Source organism: Mesorhizobium tamadayense, from assembly GCF_003863365.1.
GTDB lineage: Bacteria > Pseudomonadota > Alphaproteobacteria > Rhizobiales > Rhizobiaceae > Mesorhizobium > Mesorhizobium tamadayense.
In genome coordinates this window covers 75,164-94,823 of the sequence record NZ_RQXT01000006.1, presented here as the reverse complement: position 1 = coordinate 94,823, position 19,660 = coordinate 75,164, and the positions used below count along the sequence as shown (strand labels likewise).

Annotated in this window: 18 protein-coding genes, 1 tRNA gene and 1 pseudogene; 7 read left to right on the top strand and 13 right to left on the bottom strand. The window is 63.7% G+C overall.

The genetic code is table 11. The features are described from left to right. Positions 1-30: 30 nt before the first annotated feature. On the top strand, positions 31-1,089 hold the full coding sequence (locus EH240_RS07215; RefSeq protein ID WP_124996726.1) for an ABC transporter ATP-binding protein: 1,059 nt from the start codon (positions 31-33) through the stop codon (positions 1,087-1,089). Between the two features lie 314 nt (positions 1,090-1,403). Here the strand turns inward: EH240_RS07215 and EH240_RS07205 are convergent, their stop codons facing one another. From EH240_RS07205 to EH240_RS07180, 6 genes and pseudogenes are all read right to left on the bottom strand, one after another. Next, on the bottom strand, positions 1,404-3,296 hold the full coding sequence (locus tag EH240_RS07205; RefSeq protein WP_124996725.1) for a bifunctional sugar phosphate isomerase/epimerase/4-hydroxyphenylpyruvate dioxygenase family protein: 1,893 nt from the start codon (positions 3,294-3,296) through the stop codon (positions 1,404-1,406). Between the two features lie 333 nt (positions 3,297-3,629). Next, positions 3,630-4,058, bottom strand: a pseudogene (gene aroQ / locus EH240_RS07200) (type II 3-dehydroquinate dehydratase); the annotation flags it as partial. A 14-nt stretch (positions 4,059-4,072) separates the two neighbouring features. Next, complete coding sequence (locus tag EH240_RS07195) at positions 4,073-5,374, bottom strand: TRAP transporter large permease (protein WP_124996723.1); 1,302 nt, start codon at positions 5,372-5,374, stop codon at positions 4,073-4,075. Continuing rightward, positions 5,371-5,889: a TRAP transporter small permease gene (locus tag EH240_RS07190; RefSeq protein ID WP_245435855.1), complete on the bottom strand. Its 519-nt coding sequence runs from the start codon at positions 5,887-5,889 to the stop codon at positions 5,371-5,373. Before EH240_RS07190 ends, EH240_RS07195 begins: the two co-directional genes overlap by 4 nt. Positions 5,890-5,963: 74 nt before the next feature. Further along, on the bottom strand, positions 5,964-6,950 hold the full coding sequence (dctP, locus tag EH240_RS07185; protein WP_124996722.1) for a TRAP transporter substrate-binding protein DctP: 987 nt from the start codon (positions 6,948-6,950) through the stop codon (positions 5,964-5,966). Further along, positions 6,947-7,894, bottom strand: coding sequence for a shikimate dehydrogenase (locus EH240_RS07180; RefSeq protein ID WP_124996840.1), 948 nt, complete (start codon positions 7,892-7,894; stop codon positions 6,947-6,949). Before EH240_RS07180 ends, dctP begins: the two co-directional genes overlap by 4 nt. 192 nt (positions 7,895-8,086) lie before the next feature. On the opposite strand from EH240_RS07180, the gene EH240_RS07175 reads away from it, so the two are divergent. Continuing rightward, entirely contained in the window at positions 8,087-8,749 is a 663-nt protein-coding gene (locus EH240_RS07175) for a TetR/AcrR family transcriptional regulator (RefSeq protein ID WP_124996721.1), read from the top strand. A 150-nt stretch (positions 8,750-8,899) separates the two neighbouring features. Here EH240_RS07175 and EH240_RS07170 read toward each other — a convergent pair. Together EH240_RS07170 and EH240_RS07165 are read right to left on the bottom strand one after the other, a co-directional pair. Further along, positions 8,900-8,976 (bottom strand) — tRNA-Arg (locus tag EH240_RS07170). A gap of 145 nt (positions 8,977-9,121) precedes the next feature. Next, positions 9,122-10,285, bottom strand: a complete 1,164-nt coding sequence (locus EH240_RS07165) for a M20 aminoacylase family protein (protein ID WP_124996720.1) — start codon at positions 10,283-10,285, stop codon at positions 9,122-9,124. A 215-nt stretch (positions 10,286-10,500) separates the two neighbouring features. On the opposite strand from EH240_RS07165, the gene EH240_RS07160 reads away from it, so the two are divergent. Next, the gene (locus EH240_RS07160; RefSeq protein ID WP_124996719.1) at positions 10,501-11,667 is read left to right on the top strand and encodes a D-alanyl-D-alanine carboxypeptidase family protein; all 1,167 of its coding nucleotides are present in this window, start codon (positions 10,501-10,503) and stop codon (positions 11,665-11,667) included. A 2-nt stretch (positions 11,668-11,669) separates the two neighbouring features. Continuing rightward, positions 11,670-12,794, top strand: coding sequence for a CobW family GTP-binding protein (locus tag EH240_RS07155; RefSeq protein ID WP_245435854.1), 1,125 nt, complete (start codon positions 11,670-11,672; stop codon positions 12,792-12,794). A 125-nt stretch (positions 12,795-12,919) separates the two neighbouring features. Here EH240_RS07155 and EH240_RS07150 read toward each other — a convergent pair whose 3' ends face one another. From EH240_RS07150 to EH240_RS07130, 5 genes are all read right to left on the bottom strand, one after another. Next, positions 12,920-13,156: a sulfurtransferase TusA family protein gene (locus EH240_RS07150; protein WP_167483951.1), complete on the bottom strand. Its 237-nt coding sequence runs from the start codon at positions 13,154-13,156 to the stop codon at positions 12,920-12,922. Positions 13,157-13,167: 11 nt separating this feature from the next. Next, positions 13,168-14,463: a L,D-transpeptidase family protein gene (locus EH240_RS07145; protein ID WP_124996717.1), complete on the bottom strand. Its 1,296-nt coding sequence runs from the start codon at positions 14,461-14,463 to the stop codon at positions 13,168-13,170. 223 nt (positions 14,464-14,686) lie between these two features. Beyond that, the gene (locus tag EH240_RS07140) at positions 14,687-15,637 is read right to left on the bottom strand and encodes an acetyl-CoA carboxylase carboxyltransferase subunit alpha (protein ID WP_124996716.1); all 951 of its coding nucleotides are present in this window, start codon (positions 15,635-15,637) and stop codon (positions 14,687-14,689) included. Positions 15,638-15,736: 99 nt separating this feature from the next. Beyond that, positions 15,737-16,651 carry a site-specific tyrosine recombinase XerD gene (locus tag EH240_RS07135; RefSeq protein WP_124996715.1) on the bottom strand — a complete coding sequence of 305 codons (915 nt, stop codon included), beginning with the start codon at positions 16,649-16,651 and terminating at the stop codon, positions 15,737-15,739. 10 nt (positions 16,652-16,661) lie between these two features. After that, positions 16,662-16,814 (bottom strand): histidine kinase, encoded by a 153-nt coding sequence (locus EH240_RS07130; RefSeq protein WP_066990358.1) that lies wholly within the window; start codon positions 16,812-16,814, stop codon positions 16,662-16,664. 194 nt (positions 16,815-17,008) lie between these two features. On the opposite strand from EH240_RS07130, the gene EH240_RS07125 reads away from it, so the two are divergent. The 3 genes from EH240_RS07125 to EH240_RS07115 are packed head-to-tail and all read left to right on the top strand — an operon-like array spanning position 17,009 to position 19,625. Further along, positions 17,009-17,620, top strand: a complete 612-nt coding sequence (locus tag EH240_RS07125; protein ID WP_124996714.1) for a shikimate kinase — start codon at positions 17,009-17,011, stop codon at positions 17,618-17,620. Next, complete coding sequence (aroB, locus tag EH240_RS07120; protein WP_124996713.1) at positions 17,617-18,738, top strand: 3-dehydroquinate synthase; 1,122 nt, start codon at positions 17,617-17,619, stop codon at positions 18,736-18,738. Before EH240_RS07125 ends, aroB begins: the two co-directional genes overlap by 4 nt. After that, positions 18,735-19,625, top strand: a complete 891-nt coding sequence (locus EH240_RS07115) for an HlyC/CorC family transporter (protein ID WP_124996712.1) — start codon at positions 18,735-18,737, stop codon at positions 19,623-19,625. The genes aroB and EH240_RS07115 overlap by 4 nt, the downstream gene beginning before the upstream one ends. Positions 19,626-19,660: the final 35 nt, after the last annotated feature.

The window sequence follows — 19,660 nt, the reverse complement described above, 5'->3', positions numbered from 1 at the left end:
AACGGACGTCACTCTTTCTGGAGGAATCCAATGGCATCGGTAAGCATCAACAACGTGCAGAAGGCCTTCGGAGCTACCCGGATCATCCACGATGTCAGCGTCGATATCGCCGATGGCGAGTTCGTCATCCTGGTCGGGCCGTCGGGCTGCGGAAAGTCGACGCTGCTGCGGATGATCGCGGGGCTTGAAACGATCTCGGCCGGAAAGATCGCGATCGGCGAGCGCGTCGTCAACAATCTGCGGGCGCGCGACCGCAACATCGCCATGGTGTTCCAGAACTACGCGCTCTATCCGCACATGACGGTGGCCGACAATATGGGCTTCGCGCTCAGGATCAAGAAAGCCGATGCGGCCGACACCGCGAGCCGGGTCAAGCGGGCGGCGGGCATCCTCGGCCTGGAGAAGCTGCTCGACCGCTATCCGCGCCAGCTCTCCGGCGGCCAGCGTCAGCGCGTCGCCATGGGCCGCGCCATCGTGCGCGATCCGCAAGTGTTCCTGTTCGACGAGCCGCTCAGCAATCTCGACGCCAAGTTGCGGGTGCAGATGCGCGGCGAGATCAAGGCGCTGCATCAGCGGCTCGGCACCACCACCGTCTATGTCACGCACGACCAGATCGAAGCCATGACCATGGCGGACAAGATCGTCGTGCTGCATGACGGCCTTGTCGAGCAGATCGGCGCGCCGCTCGATCTCTACGACCGCCCGGCCAATCTGTTCGTCGCCGGCTTCATCGGTTCGCCCGCCATGAACTTCATCCATGGCCATATCGAAGAGGGCATCTTCCGCAGCGCCGGCGGGCTGACGCTGCCGCTGCCGGAAGGCATCCAGCCGGCCGAGGTCGCGGGAAGGGAACTGGTCTACGGCATTCGGCCAGAGCACATCCGGGCGAGCGGCAAAGGCCTTGCCGGCACGGTCACGCTTCTGGAAGCGACCGGCTCCGAGATATTCGCCACGGTCGACTGCAGCGGAGGGGTGATCTCCTGCCTCTTCCGCGAGCGGCTGGCTCTGAAGCAGGGCGAGAGCGTGCGGATCGAGGTCGACCGTAGCTTAGCGCATCTGTTCGACGCCAAGACCGGCCAGCGAATCTGATCTCTCGGCCGGCGGGTTCCTGCTCGTCCACTGGACCGACGGCGCCTTCTCCTACTGGGCGATCTCGGACGCCGAACGGCCGGAGCGCTGCGAGATCTCCAGCATGCGTCTCGATTGTGCACGGCGCGTCGCCGAGTTCCCTCAAGCCGTGGCCGCGCTTGTCGTGGACGATGAAGCCACAGCGGTCCCTGAGCGGCGGCTCGACCTCGTTCCAGACGCGCAGGTCGGTGCCGAGCGAATTCACAAAGACTGCGATCGGCCTGCCTGCGAGTGGCTTCTGGCGAAGGTGGAGGGTCGCTCCCTTTTCATGCGGATCAGACCTTCGGCATCCCCTCGGGCCGCATCAAGCGTTTTTGCGCGGCGATGCGGAACGGCGCGTTCGGCCCGCCATAGCCCGCATAGGCGCCGCGGCGCTCGACGATCTCGAAGATGAAACCTTCGCCGAAGGTCGGAGCGTAGAGCTGGAAGAACTCGCCCTTGTCATCGCGGTCATAGAGGATGTTCGATACGCGCAGCCGGTCGGCGAGATCGGGATCGAGGCCGAAACGCGCCTCCACATCGTCATAGTAGTTCATCGAGATCTGCAATGGCTCGAAGCCGTTGGCCTTGAGCCTTTCGGCGGTCATGAAAATGTCGCCAGTTGCCATAGCGAGATGCTGGATGCTCGAGCCGAAAGTCTCGGCGATGAAGTGGCCGGCAAGCGTGCGGCGGCTCTCGGCGCCGTTGAGCGTGAGACGAACGCGCTTGTCGAGACCTTCGATCACCTGGCTGCGAACGAGGCCTGCCGGATCGACGATGTCGACCATCGGCGTCTTCGTTGTCCTGAAGAGCGAGACATAGAAGAGCAGCCAGCTCGGCATCTCCTCGTGAAACATGGTCTGGCCGACATGGTCGATACGGGTGAGGCCAGCGCCACTGCCGGCATCCGCAGCAACGACAGGCTTGAACTCGATGTCCCAGACCTTGGCCAGGTCCGTCTTGCCATCGAGGAAATAGATCAACCCGCCGCCGACGCCACGAATCGCCGGGATCGACAGCTCGCCCTGGCCGACGCGCTGATGGAATATTTCGGCGCCCAGCGTCCTGGCGCGGGCTACTGCCGCCGCCGCATCCTCGACCTTCAACCCGATCGCATAGGCCGACGTGCCGTGAACCACGAAGGAGGAGTGCGCAAAGCCCTGCCGCTCGGTGTTGACGACAATGTTGATCTCTCCCTGCCGATAAAGAGTGACGTCCTTGGAGATGTGACGCCCGGCTTGGGTGAATTCCAGCGTTGTGAGCAGTCTGCCGAGCGATTCCGCTCCTTCCGGATTCGCGGCGAATTCGACGAACTCGACTCCTTCGACGCCAATGCGGTCTGGCATCGCCGGCGCCGAAACCTTCAGCGCCGGCTCCTCGCGCCGTACCTGATCCATCAGCCAGACAAGAGAGCGCTTGCCGTCGACGGAAATCGCCTTGGCCGAGCCGCCGCGGAACTGGTCGTTGAAAATTTCGAGCGATATATAGCCATTGTAGCCGGTTGCTGCGACGGCCCGCATGAACTCGCGCACCGGCAAGTCACCTTCGCCCGGCATGTTGCGGAAGTGCCGGCTCCAGTAGAGCAGGTCCATGTCGATCAGCGGCGCGTCGGCGAGTTGGACGATGAAGATCTTGTCCGAGGGGATCGAGCGGATCGAGGCCAGCTCGATCTTGCGAGCCAGCGTGTGGAAGGAATCGAGGATCAGCCCGATGTTTGGGTGCGCCGCGCGGCGCACGACCTCCCAGGCATCGCGATGATCGTTGACGTGCCGGCCCCAGGCGAGCGCCTCGTAGCCGACCCGCAAGCTTCGCTTCGCCGCGCGATCGCCGAGTTCGCGGAAGTCTGCGGCAGCGCGGTCGATGCCGCCGAGCGACACCGGTGAGACCGACGAGCAGACGAGCATCAAGTCGGTGCCGAGTTCCTGCATCATGTCGAACTTGCGCTCGGCGCGGTCGAAGGCGCGGCTTCGCTGCGGCTCGGGCAGACCCTCGAAATCGCGGAATGGCTGGAATAGGGTGATCTCCAGCCCGTGGTCGCGCACCATGCGGCCGACCTCGGCGGGCGTGCCGTCGAAGGCCAGGAAATCGTTCTCGAATATCTCCACGCCATCGAATCCGGCAGCGGCGATCGCCGCGAGTTTTTCCCGCAGGTCGCCGCTTATGGAAACGGTTGCGATGGAGGTTTTCATTGCTTCACCTGCCAACTTACAGAAGCGCGATCGCCCGGGTGGGGCCGCCGGTCGCGCCCTTCACCTTGGGGATGCCAAGGAACAGTTTACCGGCGCTGCCTGGGCCGGGGGCGTCCCCGGAGCCGCCGCGGCCGCCGCGCCGAGGCCGAGCGTGAGCCCGGCTTTGAGCAAGCCTCTGCGTGTGGCATTTTCGCAGATCGAATGAAGGCATCCCGGAGGGCACATGTGATTTTTCCTTCCCCTGCTTTAGTTTTAACTCTGCATACGTCTTGCACTCACCAGTTCGCTTGAAACTCGCGCAGAGCGAACTGCGGGCGGCACCGCAGGCTTCTGCTTTTCGATCACCTCCTTCAGCGATTTGACGGCAATCGCATATCCGCGAGGTCCGAGACCGGCGATGACCGCCGTCGCGACCTTGGAGATCAGAGAGCGATGATAGATTTCCTCGCGCCGGTGGATGTTGGAGATGTGCAGTTCGACGATCGGCCCCGCGAACATTTTCAGCGCGTCGAGGATTGCAATCGAGGTGAAGGAGAAGCCGGCCGGATTTATGACGATGCCGGCAGCGTCGTCGATCGCCTCGTGGATCCAATTGACGATCTCACCCTCGAAATTCGACTGGTGAAAGCGAACCGGGTGTTCCCCGGCCGCCTCCCGGCACATGATCTCGATCTCTGCAAGGGTCGTCCTGCCGTAGATCTCGGGTTCTCTCGTGCCGAGACGGTTGAGGTTTGGACCGTTGATCACGAAGATGGACTTCATTCCTCCAACTCCTGTCACCCCTGATAGCCGAGCAGGCGCGGCAGCCAGAGCACCAGCCCCGGAAAAAACGTGATTAAGGCCAGCGAGCCGATCATCGCCCAAAGGAAGGGCAGCACATTGCGCACCAGATCCCTGAACGGCACCTCGGCGATCCTGGTCATGATGAAAAGCAGGAGGCCGTAAGGCGGCGTCACGAGGCCGAGCATGATGTTGACCACGACCACCACGCCGAAATGCACCAGATCGATACCCAGGGCCCTCGCGGTCGGGATGAGCACCGGAACGATCACAAGCAGGATGGTCGTTCCCTCCAGCACGCAGCCGAGCAGGAGGAGCAATACGTTTACGAGAATGAGGAAGCCGGTCGGCGACAACTGCCACGTCTGCAGAAGCGCGCTCACCGACTGGGGAATGTTTTCGACGGTGACCACATAGTTGAACACCAGCGCGCCGCCGATCAGCATGCCGATCGAGGCGCTGGTGCGAGCGCTGACCAGCACCGAGCGGTAGAAATCGGCGAAGCTGACGCTGTGGTAGAGGAAGACAGAAACCAGCAGCGCGTAGGCACCGGCGACGGCAGCCGCCTCGGTTGGCGTCGTCACTCCGCTATAGATGCCGCCGAGCAGCACCACGGGCATCATCAGCGAGGGCAGCGCCTGCCAAGTGATGCGCGGCAGCTGGCGCAGCGGCGTCGGCGGCTCGACCGGGAAGCCGCAGACGCGGGCATGATAGGCGACGATGATCATCTGGCCGCCCGCCATCAGAAGGCCCGGCACGACGCCACCGAGGAAGAGGTAGCCGATCGATGCGTCGGAGACGAGCGCGTAGACAACCATCGGGATTGAAGGCGGGATAATCGGGCCGATCACCGCAGTCGCGGCGGAGAGCGCGGCGGCGTAGCTCGGCGGATATTTTCCGTCGTTGGTCATCATCTTCTGCATGAGCTTGCCGGGGCCGGCGGCGTCGGCGATAGCCGAGCCCGACATGCCGGCAAAGATGATCGCCTGGACGATGTTGACAAAGGCAAGGCCGCCGCGGAACCGGCCGACGAAGGCGTTGCAGAAGCGCAGCAGGCGCTCCGTCATGGAGCCGATGTTCATCAGCTCGGCGGCCAACACAAACAGGGGGACGGCGAGGATGATGTAGTTGGCGTACATGCCGTTCAGGAGCTGCTCGGCGACGGTGCCCATGTCGAGCCCGGCGAGCAGCAGGTAGAGGATCGAGCCGGCGATCATCGCGTGACCGATCGGCAGGCCAAGAAAGGCAAGCGCGGTGATCGCGACGACCGACAGGGAGAAAGGGCGGGCGAGGTTCACGTGCCGGATCCCATCTCTGTCGGATCGGGCCTCTTCGGAGCCGGGCCGAAGGCGGCCCGCCAGGAAAGCCAAAGGTAGCGGACCAGCGTGGCAACGACGAAGACCAGATAGATGGAGAAGAGCCAATCGAAGCGGAACTTCAAGTAGGCGGTGCGCTCTACCCTCATGAATGTCACGTAATCGAAGACTGCCCGGAAGGAGATCGTGTAGAGCGCGATGAGCGCTGTGGCCGCGGCCAGGAACATGATGCGGCGTCCCCTCGGCCCGGCCGATGCATAGAAGAGATCGAAGCGTATCTCCTCCTCTTCGCGGGTCACGAAGGCTGCACCCCAGAGCACCAGCCAGATCCAGAGCATCACGCTGAGCTCATTGGTCCAGCCAATCGGCAGGTTGAGCAGATAACGAAAGGCGATCTGCAGGATGAACACGGCAAACATCAGCGCCATCATGGCCGCGAGCACGGCCTCCGCAACGCGATAAAGTCTGCCGGCGATCAAGCGCGAGTTGGCATCCAAGATGGTGTCCTTCACGGTATCAGACGTGGCAGCAACGGCTTCGGCGGGCTCCTGACCGCCGAAGCCGGGGCGGGTCAGAGAGCGTTGATCTTTTCCAGCATGCCCGCGGGCCAATCTTTCGCCAGGTCGGAAGCCAGATACTGCTCCTGGACATGTTTGCGGAAGGCCCCAACGTCGGGTTCATAAAGCTTCAATCCCTTGCCTTTGAAGAACTCGACCAGCTCTTTTTCCCGTGCCAAGTGCTTGTCGGTCGAGAATTCGATGGCCGCATCGGCCGCCGCCTGGAACCTTGTCTGCTTCTCGGCGCCCATTTCGTCCCACACCTTCTTCGACACCGCGAGAAGATCGAAGCCGACGAGGTGCGAGGTGAGCACGATCTGCGACATCACCTCGTAAAATTTCATGTTCTCGACATTCGGCAGCGGATTGTCCTGACCATCGATCGCACCCGTCTGCAGGCCGGTGTATACCTCCGCATAAGCCATCGGGGTTGGGTTGGCGCCGAGCGCCGAGCCGAGGAACTGCCAGGCATCGCCGCCCGGCATCCTGAGCTTGATGCCGGCAAGATCGGCTGGCGTCTTGATCTCCTTGTCAGGCTTGAGGCCCACCTGACGCATGCCGAAATAGGTGGGGCCAAGCACCTTTATACCGAGCTGGTCCTCGGTCATCTTCTTCATTTCCGCGCCCGGTTCGCTGGCGAAGAATTTCCGCATGTGGGCGGCGTCGCGGAAAAGATAGCCGGCGGTGACGATAGACCATGCCGGGATCTGCTTGGAGACGTCCTGCGGCGCGATGTTCCCCATTTCCAAGGTGCCGCGCTGGATAGCGACGAGCTCCGTTCCCTGCTTGAAGAGATTGCCCCCGTAGTAGCCTTCGAAGGTGAAGTCGTCCTTGATGGCATCGGCGAATTTCTTCATCATCTCGGCGCGGATATCCTGCTCGGAGAACACCGCCGAGAAGCGTAGCTTCGGCTTCTCCTGAGCAAAGGCCGGAAACGCCGTGGCGGCCGCCACGAGACCAGTGCCGACAAGAAACTGGCGGCGGCTTGCATTCGAAGTCATGTCTTCCTCCCTGTTTCATTCTCATAGGCTTGGCGGCTTTCGCCCCCACCCGCCCGTTCCGGAACGGGCTTGTCGCCGAAGGTCGCGAAGGCCGCCTTCATTCGATCGACGTCCGGCTGAATGCCGGTGAAAAGCTCGAACGCCCGCGCCGCCTGATGGACGGCCATGCCCTCGCCGTTGAGCGTGCGGCAGCCGCGCTGTCTCGCAGCGGCGAGCAGCTCCGTCTCCAGCGGGAAATAGACGATGTCGGCGACCCAGCATTCAGGTCTCAATAGCGCTGGATCGAGCGGGATGCCCGGCAGCTTGGCCATCCCGACCGGCGTCGCATTGACGATCCCGTCGGTTTGCTGCGCAGCCGCGGCGAAATCGGAAACGGCCGTCACCCGGTCCGGCCCGAACAGCGATCCGAGCCGCTGGGCGAGCGCCGCCGCCTTGGCAGGCACGATGTCGCCGACAAGCAATTGCCTGACACCCAGCTGGAGCACGGCATGAGCCACCGCGGCGCCGGCTCCCCCGGCTCCGAGCAGCAGCACGCTGTCGCGCGGCGCCCCCGCCATGCCGCCTCGGAAACTCTCCGTAAAACCCCACAGGTCGGTGTTGTGGCCGATCCGGCGGCCGCCGCGCAGCACCACGGTGTTGACCGAGCCGAGCGCCTCCGCGGCCTCCGACAATTCGTCGAGCAACGGAATGATCTCCTGCTTGTAAGGGAAGGTGACGTTCAGCCCGTCGAAGCCGAAATGCCCGGCGAAAGCGAGTATGTCGTCCAGCCGGAGCGTGCCGTCACCCATGCGGTCGGCATCAAGCAGCCGGTAGATGTAGGCGATGCCCTGCGCCCTCCCTTCGGCCTGGTGCATCGCCGGCGTCCGCGACGCCTGGATGCCACGCCCGACCAAGCCCACCAGCACGCGCCGCGGATCGGAAGCCGTAACTTCTCCATCCGCCATCTCGCGAGCAGCAAACGATGTCAATGCAACCTCCCGGAGCCGGACTTGCCGTTTCATCAGCAAGCTCCTCCCGACATCCGCCTGCACTTTGTACCGTTTGGTTAATTCCGTCAACGACTTTGTACGAGCCGGTTAATTTGCTAAAGACTCGATCGGATGCAACGGTTCGGACTGGGAGGGCATCAGCCGATCATGGACGATAAACCGGCGAATGGACGGAGCGGCGGCTGGAAACAGGATCCCGCAGGCGTGCGCAAGAATATCCTATCCGTGGCGATGGCGGAATTTGCCGCAAACGGCCTGTCGGGAGCACGCATCGACGAGATCGCAGCCAAGACGAACACCTCGAAGCGCATGATCTACTACTATTTCGGCGACAAGGAGCGGCTGTATGAGCGGGTCCTGGAAGAAGCCTATCGCGAGGTTCGTGCCGGCGAACAGGAACTGGAACTCGACCATTTGCCGCCAGTCGAGGCTTTGAAACTGCTCGCGGAATTCACCTTCGACCACCACAGCCGCCACCCGGACTTCATCCGGATCGTCATGATCGAGAACATCCACCACGGGGCTTATCTGGAACGATCCGAACTGATCCGCCCGCTGAATGCCGGCGCCATACAGAAATTGGAGGCGATCTGCCGACGCGGCCGCGAGGCTGGTCTGTTTCGCAAGGACGTGACTCCGCTTCAATTGCACTGGCACATCAGCGCAATGAGCTTCTTCAATGTCTCGAACCGAACCACCTTCTCGCACATTTTCGGCACGGACCTTTTCATGGGCGACGGGCAGGAGGCGCTCAAAAGACAAATGGTGGAAATGGTGGTCGGCCTCGCGCTGAAGCCGGAACGTCGCTAATCGTTTCTCGGCTAGCTTAAGGCGGCCTCGGCGTGAGCGGGGTGCCGGAACCGAGATTTGGAGGATGAGAGTTTTCTGTCGGCCTGCGTGAAAGGACGCTTTCCGATATCGGCCCGTCTATACGACGTCGGGTTAAACCTTTGAAAAGCATGGTGATCCCGACAGGAATCGAACCTGTGACCTACAGATTAGGAATCTGCCGCTCTATCCTACTGAGCTACGGGACCACGCGGCCAGACACATAGCCGCTTCGAACCGGTTCGCCAAGAGGCATACAGTCGATCCGCTGCGGAGGCACCTGATGTTCATCCGCTTCCGCAGACCCGGCAATAGGCCCGGCGGGATGTTCGCCGGGCTCTGATCGCAGATCGCTCAGGCGCCCAGCGCCGTCTCCGCCAGCTTTACCCAGTAGCTCACGCCGTGCGGGATGACCTCGTCGTTGAAGTCATAGGCCGGATGATGGAGGCCGGCTGAGTCGCCGTTGCCGATGAATATGAAAGCGCCGGGGCGCGCTTCCAGCATGTAGGAAAAATCCTCGCCGCCCATCACCGGCTGGATGGCGCGGTGGACATGGGCCTCGCCAGCGACGTCGGCGGCAATATCGCTGGCGAAGACCGTCTCTTCTGCATGGTTGAAGGTGACGGGATAGTTGGCGTCGTAGTCAACCTCGATCGTCGCGCCGAAAGCCGACGCCAGGCCGGCGCAGATGGCGCGGATGCGTTCTTCCGCCTTCCTGGCCACTTCCTTCTTCAGCGTGCGTACCGTGCCGGCGATCTCGGCTTGTTCCGGAATGACGTTGTAGGCATCGCCGGCGTGGAACTTGGTCACCGACACGACGACGGCCTCGACCGGATCGGTGCTGCGCGAGGCAATGGTCTGCAAAGCGCCCACCAACTGGCTGGTGATGACGATCGGATCGATGGTGCCGTGCGGCATGGCCGCATGGCCGCCGTGCCCCTTGACGGTGATGGTGAATTCGGCGGTCGCCGCCATGATCGGGCCGGGCTTGATAGCGAACTCGCCAACGGGAAGGCCGGGCATGTTGTGCATGCCGAACACCTTCGAGATGCCGAAGCGCTCCATCATGCCGTCCTTGACCATCTCGTTGCCGCCGCCGCCACCTTCCTCGGCCGGCTGGAAGATCACCGCCACGGAGCCGGCGAAATTGCGCGTTTCGGCGAGATACTTCGCGGCGCCGAGCAGCATGGCGGTGTGGCCGTCATGGCCGCAGGCATGCATCTTGCCGGGGACGGTCGACGCATAGGGCTTGCCGGTGATCTCATTGATCGGCAGCGCGTCCATGTCGGCACGCAGCCCAATGGCCGGACCCTCGCCCTTGCGGCCGCGGATGATGCCGACGACGCCGGTCTTGCCCAGCCCCGCCACAACCTCGTCGCAGCCGAAAGCCTGCAGCTTGTCGGTGACGAAGGCGGCGGTCTGGAACACGTCAAAGTTCAGCTCCGGCGTCTGGTGCAGATGGCGCCGCCAGCCGGCGACCTCTTCCTGCATTTCCGCGGCACGGTTGAGAATTGGCATAATCGGTCCATTTCTTTGTTGGGGCAGGCGGTTCAGGGCCGCTTGCCGGCAATCGTGATTGTCTGGCGCTTTGCCATTTTGGCGTCACATAGGGTAAATAGCACCGCATAATGCGGTCCGGGGTCGAGGGTCGGTCCGCACCATGCTGGCCATCGCGTAACGAAATCTTACGGAGCCAGCGGCAACTACGGCAAGAGGCGATTTCGGAATTGATCATGCGGCAAAGGCATTTCCTCAACCTGTTGCTTGCGGGCGCGCTGGCGCTGCCGGTGTTTTCGGGCGCCGCGCACGCCAATCCGGTGGTGCTGTTTGACCTGAAGAGCGGCAACGTGCTGGAGCATCAGGACGCCTTCAAGCGCTGGTATCCGGCCTCTCTGAGCAAGTTGATGACGGCCTATGTCGCGTTTCGGGCGATCGCCGCCGGCGAGGTGGCGCTCGATTCGCCGATCAAGGTGACAAAACATTCCGCCGGCGAGCCGCCGAGCAAGATGGGCTTCAAGCCCGGCTCGATAATGCGGCTCGACAATGCGCTGAAGATGATACTGGTCAAGTCGGCAAACGACATCGCCATGGCAGTCGGCGAGAACATCGGCGGATCGCAAGCCGCCTTTGCCGATCGTATGAATGCCGAGGCCGCCAGGCTCGGCATGGTCGGAACGCATTTCGTCAATCCGAACGGGCTCTATTCGCCGGACCAGTACACGACCGCGCGCGACCTTGCAGTCCTGGTGATGGCGCTTCGCAACGATTTTCCGCAATATGCGCCGTGGTTCTCCATCGAGGGACTTGCCGTCGGCAAGAAGGCGATCCCGAACTACAACCTCCTGATTGGCCGCTATCCGGGCGCCGACGGCATGAAAACCGGCTTCGTCTGTTCCTCGGGCTTCAACATGATAGGCTCGGCGACGCGCAACGGCCGCACGCTGGTCGCCGTCGTGCTCGGCGAAAAATCGGCGATCAGCCGCGCCGAAACGGCGGCGAAGCTGCTCGACCAGGGTTTTGACGCGCCGGCCGTCGGCACGACGACGCTCGCGGCGCTCAAGCCCTATGGCGACACGCTGTCGCCCAACGATCTGAACGACGAGATCTGCAAGAAGAAGCCGAAAGAAGAACAATCCGAGGCAGCGCCCACCTTGGCCGCCAAGGACAAGCCGAAGTCGCCCTACCAGGTGAAGCTCGATCATCCGACGCTGATCGCCGTCGGCCTCGGCGGCGCGACCGGGCCGGCGCCCAAGGCTTTCGTCGACCAGACCGATCAAAACTATGCCGATGTGCCGCTGCCGACCTGGCGGCCCGACAGGCCGGCGCCGGCCGGCGCCGCACCCGCCGCCACTGCTGCCGCGGCGGCGCAGGGGGATCAGCCGGCCAAGGCGGCGAACTAGCGATGACAGGGCAGATGCGCGTCGACTTTCCCATTCCCGTCTCGGTGCTCACCGGCTTTCTCGGCGCCGGCAAAACGACGCTGCTCAACCGGCTGCTCAAGGATCCGGCGCTTGCCGACACGGCCGTCATCATCAACGAGCTCGGCGAGGTGGCGATCGACCATCTGCTCGTCGAGCAGGCCTCGGACGGCATCATCCAGCTTTCCGACGGCTGCCTCTGCTGCACGGTGCGCGGCGACCTGGTGGACACGCTGGCCGATCTCGTCGACCGGGTGCAGACCGGCCGCATCGCCAGACTTGCCCGCGTCGTGGTCGAGACCACCGGTCTTGCCGATCCCGCGCCGGTGCTGCAGTCGATCATGGCGCATCCGGCGCTGGTGCAGGCTTTCCGGCTCGACGGCGTCATCACGCTGGTCGATGCCGTGAACGGCGAGGCCACGCTCGATGGCCATGTCGAGGCAGTGAAGCAGGCGGCGGTCGCAGACCGCATCGTGCTGACCAAGTCCGATCTCGCCGAGGCGGCCAATGCCGACGCCTTGCGGGCGAGGCTGCGCCAGATCAATCCGGGCGCGGTGCTGCTCGACGTCGACGATCCCGCTGCCGGGGCCGCGTCCCTGTTCAATTGCGGCCTCTACAATCCCGAAACCAAGAGCGCCGATGTGCGGCGCTGGCTTGGAGAGGAGGCTGCGCATGATCACGATCATCATCACCACGGCGATGACCATGATCACAGCCACCATCATCACGACCACCGCCACGATAGCCGCCTGCGCTCCCACTCGCTCGTCCACGAGGGGCCGGTGCCATTCTCGGCGATCGAGATGTTCCTCGATCTCTTGCGCTCGACGCATGGCGAGAATCTGCTGCGCATGAAGGGCGTGATCGAGCTGATGGAGGATCCGTCACGGCCGCTGGTCATCCACGGCGTGCAGAAGATCCTGCATCCACCGGCAAGGCTGCCGGCCTGGCCGGACGGGCAGCGCGGCACCCGGTTGGTGCTGATCACGCTCGACATGCCGCAAGACTATGTCGAGCGGCTGTTCGCAGCCTTCACCAACAAGCCGTCGATCGACACACCCGACCGGGCGGCGCTCGAGGCCAATCCGCTGGCGATCGCCGGGCTGTAGCTGCGGGAAATTCCGATTGGCTTAAAGCGCGTCGCGCTGAAACGGATTTGAGGCGACGCGCTTTACGTCTTTGTTTGATGCATGTCGTTTTCCCAAAACCGCTGCGCACTTTTGGGCGACATGCATTAAGCCAGGCCGCCACGCTCGACCAGGAAACGATGGCCGCCGTCGACCGCGGCCGTCTCGATCAGCCGGTGGCCGGCATCGGTGCAGAAGGCCGGAATGTCGATCACGGCCAGCGGATCGGTGGTTTCCAGCCACAGACGGTTGCCGGGCCGCATCGCGGCCAGGCGCTTGCGCGCCTTCAGCACCGGCAACGGGCAATTCAATCCCTTGAGGTCGTAAATGGCTGGCCTGGACAAGGCGAAAGATCTCAGCCGCCGAACATGCCGAGCAGCTTCTTCTTCAGCTTCGACACCGTGCCTTCGTCGGCGCTTGCCGCCTGGGTCTCAGCCGCCGGCCGGGTCGGCGCCGCCTCGACACCCGCGGTGACCACCGGCTGCTGGGCTGCCTGCTTGGCGGCTTCCTTCTCGCCCAGAGCCTGCGCCTTGGCTTGTTCCTTGGCGGCCTTGGCCGCCACGATCGCCGCCAGCCGCTGCTCCTCGGCCTTGCGCTTGGCTTCTTTCTCCGCGTCGATCGCCGCCATCTTGCGGCCGATCGGGGAATCGATGCGGCCCATGCGCGCCGTCTCGGTCACCGAGCCGTCGGAATTCAGCGACGGCGGATCGATCGGCACGCGCTCGCCGCGGGCACGACGCTTCGACCAGTCGGAAACGATGCTGGCTTCCTTGATGCCGGCAATGGTCGGCCTGGGGGCCGGAGTGCTCGAGTTCACGGCCGCGTTGTAGGCCGCGTCATAACGCTTCTCGTAATCGGCATAGGCCGTCTTCAACGAGTCGGGCTGGGCGCTCGCCGGGCAGGGGCCGGTCGGATCGAAGGTCGTGCCTTCAGGCGCGACCTGGTTGAAGACGTAGCGTTTCTCGCAGACGTCGACCCTCGGCGGCACCTTGGTGATCTCGAAATTGTCGTAGCCGACCTTCAGCATCTTCCAGAACTCGTAGTTCGGGTCGTTGCGGTAGCGCGCCATGTTGGCGGCGGTCATGCGGAACGGGAAGGCCTGGATCTGGAACTCGGTCTGGCCGCCCTGGAAGGCATCGCGGCCGAAGGCATAGATCTGCTCGATCTGGGCGTCGGTCATCGAATAGCAGCCGGACGAGGAGCAGGCGCCGTGCACCATCAGATTGGAGCCGGTGCGGCCGTTGGCCCGGTCATAGGTGTTGGGATAGCCGATGTTGAAGGACAGATGGTAGTTCGAGCGCGGATTCATCTGCGACGGACGCACCGTATAGAAGCCTTCCGGCGCCTGGCGGTCGCCCTCGGTGTATTTGGGGCCGAGCTTGCCCGACCATTTGCAGATGTCGTAGCTGGCGACCAGATCGTAGCGGCCGTTGGTCTTGGCCTTCCAGATCTCCAGCTTGCCTTCTTCCTTGAAGATGCGCGCCATTACCGAGGAGGTGCGCACCATGCCCTTCGCCTTCAGGTCAGCAAGGATCTTGTCCGGCAGCGGCTTATTGGCCTCCGGCGCGAAATCCTTCATCGAGGAATCATTGCAGCCGGCGACGCCTATCGCGGCGATCAGGACTCCGGTGCGGGCAAGCTTGGCAAACATCGATACGGCTATGTCTTTTCTCTCGGGCCAACGGCTTCGGCATGGCCGGGCCCTCAGGCTGAACACCAATGGACCGTAAGCCCGTTAACCTTGAAAATTTCTTACCGCAAGCATCGGCCAACCCCTCACGGCGAATTTCATTGAGCCGAATGCGGCGGCATTTTTGTGGCGAAATTGTTGTTTGCCGCCACAGTTCACCACGAACGGCCCGATTAAAGCCCGATTAAAGGCTGCGGCCCATCGCCAGATATTTCTCGCGGCGCTGCTCGCGGAAGTCGGTGTTGGCGCCGGCAAAGTCCTTCATCGTCCTGGCGATCAGGTCGCCGGTGGCGGCAATCACCGTCTCCGGCGCTCGCTGGGCGCCGCCCATCGGCTCGGGAACGATGGCGTCGATGATCTTCATTTCGAGAAGATCCTGGGCGGTGATCTTCATGTTGGTCGCCGCGTCCTTGGAACGGGTGGTGTCGCGCCAAAGAATAGAGGCCGCGCCCTCGGGCGAGATCACCGAATAGATGGCGTGCTCCAGCATGTAGACGCGATTGGCGGTGGCGATCGCGATGGCGCCGCCGGAGCCGCCTTCGCCGATGACGACGGAGATCGACGGCACCTTGAGCCCCAGGCAGGCCGAGGTCGAGCGCGCGATGGCCTCGGCCTGGCCGCGCTCCTCGGCGCCGACGCCGGGATAGGCGCCGGCGGTGTCCACCAGCGTCAAAAGCGGGATCTTGAAGCGGTCGGCGAGTTCCATCAGCCGCACCGCCTTGCGGTAGCCTTCCGGCCGTACCGAGCCGAAATTGTGCTTGATGCGGCTTGCCGTGTCCGAACCCTTCTCCTGGCCGATCACCGCCACCGGCTCGCCGTGGAAGCGGGCGAAGCCGCCGACGATGGCCTGGTCGTCGCCGAAATTGCGGTCGCCGGCCAAAGGCGTGAAATCGCTGAACAGGCCCTTGATGTAGTCGACGCAGTGCGGCCTGTCGGGATGGCGGGCGACCTGCACCTTCTGCCAAGGGGTGAGTGCCTTGTAGAGGTCGCGCAGCGCATCGCGCGAACGCTTCTCCAGCCTGCTGATCTCGTCGGCGACATCGACCGCCTCGCCGTTCTCCGCGAGCTTCTTCAGCTCAAGGATCTTGAGCTCCAGATCCTGCACCGGCTTTTCGAAGTCGAGGTAGTTGTACATGCTTGGGCGGACCGATCCGTCGGAAGGCAATGGCTGGCGGAACCGTGGAAATGCTGGCTCCGGGCGGTGGAACGTCGCCCTCACATAGCGATATGAGGCCTAGTCGGCAAGCGGATGATGATCGTTGACCAGCCGCACCAGCCGCTCCTCCAGCACATGGGTGTAGATCTGCGTGGTGGAGATATCGGCGTGGCCAAGCAGTTGCTGCACGGCCCTAAGATCGGCGCCGTTTTGCAGCAGATGGCTGGCAAAAGCGTGGCGCAGGACATGCGGCGAGATCTTGGCTGAGGCGATGCCGGCCCGCGCCGCCAAACCTTTGAGATCGCGTGCGAAAACCTGCCGGGAGAGATGGCCGCTGTCCGAGGCGGCGGGAAACAGGTAGGGGCTGTCGGCGAAGGCCGGCCGAACTGCCCGTTCCGAAAGCCATGCCCGCATCGCGGCGCGCGCCTTCGCCGACAGCGGCACCATGCGTTCCTTGTCGCCCTTGCCGCGCACCATGAAGAAACGGTCGTCGCGCTGCGCCACCGTCACCGGCAGGCCGACCAGCTCGGAGACGCGCAGGCCCGTGGCATAGAGCACCTCGACCAGCGCGTGCAGGCGCAGCCGCGCCAGCCGGTCGCCGTCGGACCCGGCTTCGCCCGCCTCCTCGGCCGCGCGGTCGAGCAGACGCCCGGTCTCGGCCTCGGTCATGGTCTTCGGCAGCAGCCGGCCCTTGCGCGGGCTGTCCAGCGTGCCTGTCGGATCGTCGCCGCGCAGACCTTCGGCGTAAAGGAATTTGAAGAACTGGCGGATCGCCGACAATTTGCGCGCCTGCGAGGTCGGTGCGAAGCCGCGCGCGGCGATGTCGTCGAGATAGGCGCGGATGTCGGCGGCAGCCGCTCCCGCCAGTCCGCCGTCGATGGCTTCGGAGGCGTCTTCCAGGTCGCGGCGGTAGGAGGACAGCGTGTTCTCGGCCGCACCCCGCTCGGCGCTCATCATCTCCAGAAAAGCTTCGATGCGGGCCGCGCTGTTCATCTGGCCGGGATCAGTTCTTCTTCGGGTTGAGCTTTTCCGCGGGAATGCGCACGCTCATTTCCGCCTTCTTCGGCTCCACGAACATCGCCAGCGCGAACATCGCGCCATAGGCGACGCCTGCAAGAACCGCCAGCGTCACGACAAAGCGAAACAATGTCGGCATTCAGTCTTCGCCCGTCTTCTTGTTCTGCGATTCCAAACCCTGTGCCCTTATGGGACGCTAATCCGGCCAATTCAAGGACGAAGGATTTGTCGACGAAGGTTCCCGGCGGAAAGCCGCACGATCCGGTCCGCTTGCGGCGCCGTGCTTGACGCAAACAGGCTTTTGATGTCGATACGGCGCAAAGAGGGTTCCGCATGAGCGCGCTACCAGCAAATCCGCCGGACGAAGGCCGTGTCGCGCTGCTCGAGCGGCTCGGCAGCCGCTCGGTCGTCTTTGTCGGCCTGATGGGCGCGGGCAAGACGGCGATCGGCCGCAAGGTGGCGGCCATGCTTTCGCTGCCCTTCATCGACAGCGACCAGGAGATCGAGAGCGTATCGCGCATGACCGTGCCGGAGCTGTTCGAGCGCTATGGCGAGCTTGAATTCCGGGCGCTGGAGCAGCGGGTGATCCTGCGTCTGCTCGAGAACGGCCCGCAGGTGCTGTCGACCGGTGGCGGTGCCTTCATGAACGCGCAGACGCGGGAGGCGATCGCCGGCCATGGCGTCTCGGTCTGGCTGAAGGCTGATCTCGATCTCCTGATGGAGCGGGTCTCGAAGAAGCAGAACCGGCCGCTGTTGAAGAATCCCGATCCGCGCGGCGTTCTGGAGAAGCTGATGGATGAGCGCTATCCGGTCTATGCCACGGCCGACATCACGGTTGCGACCCGCGACGACCGCAAGGAAGTCATCGCCGGCGAGGTGGTATGCGCGCTTTGCGCCTATCTCGGGATCGACGCGATCGCGACCAGCAACGAGGTGGAACAGTGAGCCGTGCCGAACCGGTGAAGGTCGAGGTCGGGCTCGGCGACCGTGCCTATGACATCTTGATCGGGCCGGGCCTGCTTTCCGGCGCCGGAACGGAAATCGCGCGCCGCCTTCCCGGCACGCGCGCGGCCATCGTCACCGACGAGAATGTCGCCGCAACGCATCTCAAAACGCTGAAGGCCGGCCTGGAAAAAGGCGGTATCCAGACAGCCGTCATCACGCTGCCGGCCGGCGAAAAGACCAAGAGCTTTGCTCACCTCGAAGAGGTCGTCGATGGCGTGCTTGCCGCCAAGCTCGAACGCCGCGATGTCGTCGTGGCGCTTGGCGGCGGCGTCATCGGCGACCTTGCCGGTTTCGCCGCCGGCATCCTGCGGCGCGGGATGAATTTCGTGCAGGTGCCGACCTCGCTGCTGGCGCAGGTCGATTCTTCCGTCGGCGGCAAGACCGGCATCAACAGCGCGCGCGGCAAGAACCTGGTCGGGGTCTTCAACCAGCCAAAGCTGGTGCTTGCCGACACCGGCGTGCTCGACACGCTGCCGATCCGCGAGTTCCGGGCCGGCTATGCCGAGCTTGCCAAATACGGGCTGATCGACCGCCCGGCCTTCTTCGCCTGGCTGGAGGAGAACTGGCAAAAGGTGTTCGCCGGCGGCCAGGAGCGGACCGAAGCCATCGCCGAGGCCTGCCGCGCCAAGGCCGATGTGGTCGCGCGCGACGAGTTCGAGACCGGCGACCGCGCGCTGCTCAATCTCGGCCACACTTTCGGCCACGCGCTCGAAGCCGCCACGAATTATGACGGCGCCCGCCTCGTCCATGGCGAGGGCGTCGCCATCGGCATGGCGCTGGCGCACCGTTTCTCGGCGCGCCTCAATCTGGCGAGCCCGGACGATGCCGAGCGCGTGGAAGCGCATCTTCGCGCCGTCGGCCTGCCCTGGCGGATGGCCGACATATCAGGCGAATTGCCGGATGCCGAGGCGCTGCTTGGCTTCATCACCCAGGACAAGAAGGTGTCGCGCGGCGCGCTCACCTTCATCCTGACGCGCGGCGTTGGCCAGGCCTTCATCGCCAAGGACGTGCCGCCTTCGGAAGTGCTGTCCTTCCTCAAGGCGAGCCATCCGGGATGAGCGACGCCGGCTGGATCGCCGCAGCCGTTCTGGCCGCCATCATTCTGTTGGCGCTTCTGTTCCGCACGCGCCTGTTCGCAGCGCTCGGCTACAGCCTGCAGCCGATCGAGCCGGTGGCGCCCGAGGACGATGAATCGGACGAGAACGGCGACGACAGCCGCCGCAACGGGCAGGCGCGCGATGGCCGCAACCGGCTGGGCGCGCTTTTCGATCTTGAGGAGCTCGAAGTTTCGGACGTGATGGTCCATCGCACCAACATGCGCTCGGTCAACGCCGACGACCCGCCGGAAATGGTCGTACGCGAGATCCTGCAGAGCCCGCACACGCGCATGCCGCTCTGGAAAGGCTCGCTCGACAACATCGTCGGCGTGCTGCACGCCAAGGATCTGCTGAGGGCCCTCAACGAGGTCGGCAACGACTTTTCCAGGATCGACGTGACAAAGATCGCGTCGAAGCCATGGTTCGTGCCCGACACCACCACCTTGCAGGACCAGCTCAACGCCTTCTTGCGCCGCAAGGCGCATTTCGCTCTCGTCGTCGACGAATATGGCGAAATGGAAGGGCTGGTGACGCTGGAGGACATCATCGAGGAGATCGTCGGCGAGATCGCCGACGAGCACGATATCGACGTGCAAGGCGTCAAGCAGGAGGCGGACGGCTCAGTCGTCGTCGACGGCACCGTGCCGATCCGCGATCTCAACCGGGCGCTCGACTGGGACCTGCCGGACGAGGAGGCCACGACGATCGCCGGCCTGGTCATCCATGAGACGCAGACGATCCCCGAGGAGAAGCAGGCCTTCACATTCCACGGCAAGCGTTTTGTCGTCATGAAGCGCGACAAGAACCGCATCGCAAAGCTAAGGATCAGACCTGCCGGCGAGGGCTAAGAGTTTGTCGATATCCAGGTGATGCCGGCACCTTG

Excerpts from the sequence above, each read along its gene's own strand:
- EH240_RS07215 (WP_124996726.1), top strand. The coding sequence starts at position 31 with ATGGCATCGGTAAGCATCAACAACGTGCAGAAGGCCTTCGGAGCTACC.
- EH240_RS07205 (WP_124996725.1), bottom strand. The coding sequence starts at position 3,296 with ATGAAAACCTCCATCGCAACCGTTTCCATAAGCGGCGACCTGCGGGAA.
- dctP (WP_124996722.1), bottom strand. The coding sequence starts at position 6,950 with ATGACTTCGAATGCAAGCCGCCGCCAGTTTCTTGTCGGCACTGGTCTC.
- EH240_RS07180 (WP_124996840.1), bottom strand. The coding sequence starts at position 7,894 with ATGGCGGATGGAGAAGTTACGGCTTCCGATCCGCGGCGCGTGCTGGTG.
- EH240_RS07175 (WP_124996721.1), top strand. The coding sequence starts at position 8,087 with ATGGACGATAAACCGGCGAATGGACGGAGCGGCGGCTGGAAACAGGAT.
- EH240_RS07165 (WP_124996720.1), bottom strand. The coding sequence starts at position 10,285 with ATGCCAATTCTCAACCGTGCCGCGGAAATGCAGGAAGAGGTCGCCGGC.
- EH240_RS07160 (WP_124996719.1), top strand. The coding sequence starts at position 10,501 with ATGCGGCAAAGGCATTTCCTCAACCTGTTGCTTGCGGGCGCGCTGGCG.
- EH240_RS07155 (WP_245435854.1), top strand. The coding sequence starts at position 11,670 with ATGACAGGGCAGATGCGCGTCGACTTTCCCATTCCCGTCTCGGTGCTC.
- EH240_RS07145 (WP_124996717.1), bottom strand. The coding sequence starts at position 14,463 with ATGTTTGCCAAGCTTGCCCGCACCGGAGTCCTGATCGCCGCGATAGGC.
- EH240_RS07140 (WP_124996716.1), bottom strand. The coding sequence starts at position 15,637 with ATGTACAACTACCTCGACTTCGAAAAGCCGGTGCAGGATCTGGAGCTC.
- EH240_RS07135 (WP_124996715.1), bottom strand. The coding sequence starts at position 16,651 with ATGAACAGCGCGGCCCGCATCGAAGCTTTTCTGGAGATGATGAGCGCC.
- EH240_RS07130 (WP_066990358.1), bottom strand. The coding sequence starts at position 16,814 with ATGCCGACATTGTTTCGCTTTGTCGTGACGCTGGCGGTTCTTGCAGGC.
- EH240_RS07125 (WP_124996714.1), top strand. The coding sequence starts at position 17,009 with ATGAGCGCGCTACCAGCAAATCCGCCGGACGAAGGCCGTGTCGCGCTG.
- EH240_RS07115 (WP_124996712.1), top strand. The coding sequence starts at position 18,735 with ATGAGCGACGCCGGCTGGATCGCCGCAGCCGTTCTGGCCGCCATCATT.